Raw genomic sequence first — 6,225 nt, 5'->3', positions numbered from 1 at the left:
GATCTCCAATCATCCCGGTCCGCTCCTTTCAATGAAAGAGCTTATCTCGCGGCATCATTCACAAAAGAAAAGGTGGGGTGTTCGTCGCGCTCACGTTTGATCTTGTTATTTTCAGCCTCGTATTAGCGCTGCACAAAAGCATGAAAACACCACCATTTAAAATGTGCCCACATCTTTTTTCCAGAGGGGCCTTCCCGGACTTCACCGGTCCTGCCATATTTCTGGCAGTTCAGCATTTGAACTGATAATCGGCTCCGTTTAGTGCGCGAACACAGACACGGAGCCTGACCAGAAACCTTCATGATCAAGGAACCGGCTATGACAATGTATAATGTCTCCCAGTATAGAATAAAAGCACCTGTAGTGTGTTGTGAACACTTAGGCGTGCCAAGGCGGAAATCATTTCCCGTCGAAATGCTTAACCGCGTGTTTAGAAGCACGAAGCATTCATAAAATAGCAAAATTGGTCGCAACAGACGTTCTTTAAACAAAGCCGTCTGACCATAGCTTTCATTCAATTTCTCTGTGTGACGACCATCACAGCAGAGCTTGCAAACTGGTGCATGGCTATGCACCGGAACAGGAGAACTTATGTTTTCTCAAATCCCTATTGGAACTGTAAATCTATACAATAACCCGTTGCCAAGACGCATTTGGCAGCGCAACGTGAATATATTGTCGCGTCATGCTGACATATGCCTGTCCATCGAAATGAGCAAAAATCCTTCAAAAGCTAAAGCGATTGCAAGGCGTACATTACTTGAACTTGCTCCGCTCTATCAGGGTGAGGCAATCATCAGCCTGCTTCTAGAAGCCCTATCTCCTCCACCTTCACCGTCAGATAAGACAAGCCAAGTTACAAGCTTTCCGATTATTATGCCAGAGTTTGAAGCACTCTCAGAATACAGAACAGCGCTAAGAGAATTTGATATTAATAAAGAAATACAGGGGGTAAAAGAACTTCTTGTAAATCAGCAATATACCTTTGACCTGCTTCATTACGACCATGATAGTGAAAAAATCCTCTGGCTTCATATGGGATATGGCTTAGCAGAACAAACTGAGGCTTTGGATAAATGGAAAGAGCAATCACGTCCTGTAGCACAGCAATTGGTGTCGCTGATCAAACAATATTATGACAAAGACATCAAATCTATCGATGTTGCCTGTCTTGATCCACTGCTGAAGCATAGCCGGAAAGACATCGCCGTTTGGGCTTTAAATGATGCAGATCAACTCACCGGTAAAACTGGAACTGCACAAAAAATTGCGGCATGGCGAGAAGCTGCATTGGAAGAACTTAATGTTATGCTGAACAATCCGACCGGACTCAATGAGGAAAAGCTTCGCCAGCAACTAACTGCAGAAATCCATAAAATCGTACAGTCGTCCTATCAGAATGATTTCAGCCCCGAGCTAACGGTATTGATACCCAAATAGCCCACCAACTTTGGCTCCGAAGCTCATAGACAGTTGAGCTACCTATAGCACACAGGCACCAACTATCCGTCTCCTAAATTCAAATAACCCAAGCGCTTCTTTTTAACATGAGACGCGAATGACTTTGCTTATTCAAAAAAGGAAAACCATGATTATTCAAAACGGTAAATATGATGAGGCATCAATCCGTAACAATATGATGCTCCTCAAGGCACTAGCACAGGACATGGAAGCATTTCTGAATGGGCACGGACCGACAGAAAAAGTCCTTGCTCAATCTCCTGTTATAGAGAACTGGCAGCATTCAGAGCGTTACGGCCCATGCCTTGTTGGCACCCTTCACTCTCATCCGCTGCTTGGTGACATTGTACCAAACGGTATTACATCCCAACTGTGGTTAATGAATAAAGATGAAGGCTGGGCCCGAACTCTGAGCAGATTTTACAGATTGGGGACGCGATTCAATCGTTAACCAGCACGCTTAACTGCTAATAATGTATCGTTGCGCACAGTACCAAGGCAGTAGCATTGGCTGCCTTGGATCATGAAAATTAATACAGACTTTTATCCATTTTATTAAAAACTAAAGCCCTTGATACGGAACAAGCAATCGAAACATAGTAAACTGTTCTATTATGCCATTCTTTTTTTACCAACTCTATGAAACCCGATCTCCGCCACAAGACCGGCAACCATTATCGGCAAAATCCCATTTTAAACTAGTTAAACCATTGAAATATAAAACAATATACTGGAAACTAGATCGGCAATAACATTCAAAAACTCAGCCCGCAAAGAGCCGCTTTATTTAAAAGTTGATATAATAAGGAATGGTTCTTGGTAACCGTGGCTAATGAACCACTTAGGTCAGCAATAACAGCTCAGTAGCCTCAATTACAAACGGAGTAAGCTATTGAAACGCAATTCAACGGGTCTGAATCTGGTTCTCATATATTTGAATCGAACTTATAGAACTCTGAATCCGTTTATCAGAGTTTAGTATGGCTACTACGCATGCCTCCTTGTCCGTATGCCGAATAATCCGTGGAAGACAGCCGGAGTTGATCCACTATACGACCCATTTGAGCCCGAATTATCGTTTCATAGTGTTTAATTAGGCTGCACGTTGCAGAATTACGGATGTTTCTTCCCGCTTTGGCTGTTTCTGCTGCATCTTCTGATAGTCCCAATGGTTGCGTAGTGCAGCGCGAAGATCTGATTTCGTCCGTATCGACAAAGCAATAAACTGTTCAATACTCTCAAGCGTGGCCAGTTCGAGTTCTAAACCGGTAAACGTACGACCACCCAATAAACGCCGAGCCCGATTAAGCTGCGATTTTACATTGCGGGCTGATTGATAAGATCGTCCCTTTTTCATCAGAAACTGCACAAAACGCCCCTGAACCATTGGGATTGTTTGACTGTTGTGGCGCTCCATAATGACCCGACCGATACTTTCAGCCAATGGTGATGGCACGGCATTGGCAATCATTTGATGAATATCTTGTCGCGTTGCCCCTCGCCATTGCCAATGCTCTGGAAATCCCTGAAGCTGAGCTAATTGCGCCGTTGTTAAAACGGCAGCCTCTGTGACTGGTACCGGATCATTGGGATGTGGATTAGAAAGATAGCGCTCGGTCAAGCGTTCCCAACAGGTCCGTGTGACAGTTGGAAATGGTTCATGAACGCTTCTGACACCCCTCGCCGCCCTAAAGGGCCGCGAATATACATAGCCTTCCGCAATATCGAGAACATCATTGATCACGGTTTGTGTTTTTGTTCGCGCTGCAACCAGTGCCGAGTTTAAAAAACCATGCTGCTCCCCAAGCCGGCCAATAACAAATAAACGTTTACGCTTCTGGGCAACTCCATACCAGGATGCATCAAGCTTACATTCCGACAGGCCATATCCGGCTTTCACCAGCATAGCGCGTGCTGCTTCCCAAGCAACGGACCGCGCTGCTTGTGGTACATTCTCCATCACGAACCATTCAGGGCGAGCAATACAAACTAACATCGCAAATGCTTTGGTCAGCCCTGCATTTTCGCCTTCAATTCGTTTACCTGCCACAGAGTAATCCTGGCATGGAGGGCCACCACAAATCAGATCAGGAGACAGATCAGCGATCACCGGTCCCATTGTAAAAATGTCTTTTAAATCTCGTTGACTGACATGATAACCAATATTGTGACAATAAGTTTCAACAGCCGGAGACCATGCATCATAAGCTTGAATCATATCTACACCAGCTCGCCGAAGACCTAGTGACATTCCCCCGGCACCACAAAATAACTCAACTGCGCGCACAAAAAATCCCCCGATATATGTAACGTATATATACGTTACATATATCGGGGGATTTGGTAGCCATTATTAATGGCAGAAACACTGATTATCGTAATTTGAGGCGAATGTTTTGCTCATCGCTTTTTCAAGCTGGTTGAATAATACCATTCGTTAAATGAAGCCTGACACATAACTACTGGTCAGCTTCCCGTACTTCTCTCATGAAGACTTCAAACTGACACGGCGTTTGCGCCTGAATCGTAACTATTGATTTCTGAATCGGCTTCGGAAGATTTTGAATCAATCATTTAGAGTTCTGAATCGGATTATTGCAATTTATTCTGACTTGAACTGACGTACTGGCGATCTGAACCAATTTAATTTGAGCTATTTTACATTGAACACAAGCTATGAGTACTTGCAGCGCCAACAAACGTCGTCTTTAAAAGGTAAGCGGCTACCCTTCTTGTGACTGTTATATTCATTGACATAGCACAAGGGCCCTTGACCGCTGTGGCATTGCCAGCTTTATTGACGGTCAGAACACCAATCAAAGGCTTCCCTAATCCTGCCCTGAGTATTGTGTCCGCCCCCTTCCCACATATGTCGGATATTGCATGACCAAAAATGTTGTCTTTTATGCGCGCTATTCAACCGATCGTCAGAACGAGCAGAGCATCGAGACGCAAATAGAGCTTGGTCAAAAAATGATCCGGGCAAATGGTTGGAACCTCGTCGAGATATTTAAGGATAGTGGTGTCAGCGGAACGCGACTAAGAACCCGCCCCGGCATTCAGGCGCTGCTAAAGCACATAGAACGTAACGACATCGATATAGTACTGTGCTTCAGTGTTGATCGTATCTCGCGTGATATGGAACACAGTGCTGGTATCCTCAAAACCTTACGTTTCCATGATATCGACTTATGGACTGTCACAGGTGCAGCCCCCATTAAAGACATGGAAGTGGGTATCCGTTCCGTTCTCAGCCATGAGCAAATTGAAGATGGTCGGATCAAAACCCGCGAAGGCATGAAGCATACCATCCGCAAAGGTAAAGCGGCCGGTGGTCTGGCCTATGGATATCGGGTTAAACTGGAATATGACAGTAAAGGCGAACGTATCCCGGGCCTTCGGGAGATTGAGCCTTTCGAGGCTGAGATCGTCAGATGGATTTTTGAGCAATATGCCAAAGGCCAATCCCCGCAGGCGATCGCTGTAAACTTAAATAAACAAAATACTCTTGGACCACGTGGGCTCAAATGGCGCGATACCGCAATCCGTGGTCATCGTAGTCGTGGCAGTGGTATTTTGAATAATGAACAATATCTGGGCCGATTACTTTGGAACAGGACTACTTTTAGAAAGAACCCGGTCACAGAGAAGCGAATAGCACGACCTAACGATCCAAAAGACTGGGAATATGGTGAAGCTCCACACTTACGCATCATTGATGATGCCTTATGGACAAAGGTCAAACAGCAGCAGATTAAAAACGAGAAGCTGTTTGATAAAACGCACACCAACAGGCTGAACAAAAGCCACCGCCCTCAATATCTGTTGAGTGGGATACTAGAATGTGCTCATTGTCATGGACCATATGCCATTATGGCCAAGGACCGCTATGGCTGCACCAACAGAAAGAAGAAACTGCCAATTGATAGCCTTGGCGGCATCACTTGTACTAACAGCAAGACAATCAGTCGTCATGAATTGGAAGAACGGGTGTTGGCTGCCTTTCCCGAAGGCCTGTTTAGTATCAGCAATATTGAGCACGTCAGGGACACACTAAGCAAAGAGCTGAGTAAATCAGGCAAACAAAGTGCTAAACACAGAGATCAATTGGTCGTAAATATTAAAAAACTGGAACAGCAACAACGAAGCCTGATGGAACAACTGGCACAGCGAGCGTCGGAGGGTCGTCCAACAATCCCTGCCTTCAATGATATGATTGATGAGCAGGAAGATAAGCTGATCAAGCTAAGGGCCGAGCTTAAAGCAGCCCCAGCAACAGAAACTGAGTTTAAAGCGCCAGTCATCTCTCCATGGATGTACAAAGTGGCGATCGATGCTTTGATCGCCAGCGTCAAACATAAAACTGATGATGAACTGGATGAATGGGTTCAGTTTACCCGACAGCTTGTTCAAAAAGTCATTATCAGCCCCTCCCCTGACGGTAAAAGCGCTGATCTGGAATTACATGGTCGTCTTGCCACGATTCTGGCTTCGATGGCTGCATGGGAAGAATTTGCAAAAGCCCATCGCGAACAAGCAACTGCAGAGTTCGCGCGGCTGCTGAAGGCGAAACAATTTAAAAATACACAGGAAAAGATAGACTTTAAAACCCGCTTCGATGCTCACTTGGCTGAGCAATATGAAGCATGGAAGGGGTTACAAGTCTCGGTGGTTGCGGGGGCAGGATTTGAACCTGCGGCCTTCAGGTTATGAGCCTGACGAGCTACCGGGCTGCTCCACCCCGCGATAAACTATGTACGAGCA

Annotated in this window: 4 protein-coding genes and 1 tRNA gene; 3 read left to right on the top strand and 2 right to left on the bottom strand. The window is 45.3% G+C overall.

Going from position 1 to position 6,225, the window contains the following annotated elements; genetic code table 11:
- The first annotated feature begins 591 nt into the window (after nucleotides 1–591).
- Complete coding sequence (locus FHS77_RS15435; RefSeq protein WP_184224814.1) at nucleotides 592–1,440, top strand: hypothetical protein; 849 nt, start codon at nucleotides 592–594, stop codon at nucleotides 1,438–1,440.
- 118 nt (nucleotides 1,441–1,558) lie between these two features.
- A complete protein-coding gene (locus FHS77_RS15430; protein ID WP_184224813.1) occupies nucleotides 1,559–1,912 on the top strand; it encodes a DUF6634 family protein in 354 nt (117 codons plus the stop codon).
- A gap of 642 nt (nucleotides 1,913–2,554) precedes the next feature.
- Here the strand turns inward: FHS77_RS15430 and FHS77_RS16455 are convergent.
- A complete protein-coding gene (locus FHS77_RS16455; RefSeq protein ID WP_343061033.1) occupies nucleotides 2,555–3,748 on the bottom strand; it encodes a DNA cytosine methyltransferase in 1,194 nt (397 codons plus the stop codon).
- A 596-nt stretch (nucleotides 3,749–4,344) separates the two neighbouring features.
- Here FHS77_RS16455 and FHS77_RS16335 point away from each other — a divergent pair.
- Nucleotides 4,345–6,174: a recombinase family protein gene (locus FHS77_RS16335; protein ID WP_246431381.1), complete on the top strand. Its 1,830-nt coding sequence runs from the start codon at nucleotides 4,345–4,347 to the stop codon at nucleotides 6,172–6,174.
- Here FHS77_RS16335 and FHS77_RS15410 read toward each other — a convergent pair.
- A tRNA-Met gene (locus FHS77_RS15410) sits at nucleotides 6,131–6,207 on the bottom strand. The genes FHS77_RS16335 and FHS77_RS15410 overlap by 44 nt on opposite strands.
- Between the last annotated feature and the right edge of the window lie 18 nt (nucleotides 6,208–6,225).

The sequence above is a fragment of the Paenochrobactrum gallinarii genome (assembly GCF_014205685.1).
In the GTDB taxonomy this organism is placed as follows: domain Bacteria; phylum Pseudomonadota; class Alphaproteobacteria; order Rhizobiales; family Rhizobiaceae; genus Paenochrobactrum; species Paenochrobactrum gallinarii.
Note: the sequence above shows the minus strand (reverse complement) of the source record. Positions and strands in the feature narration are given on the sequence as shown.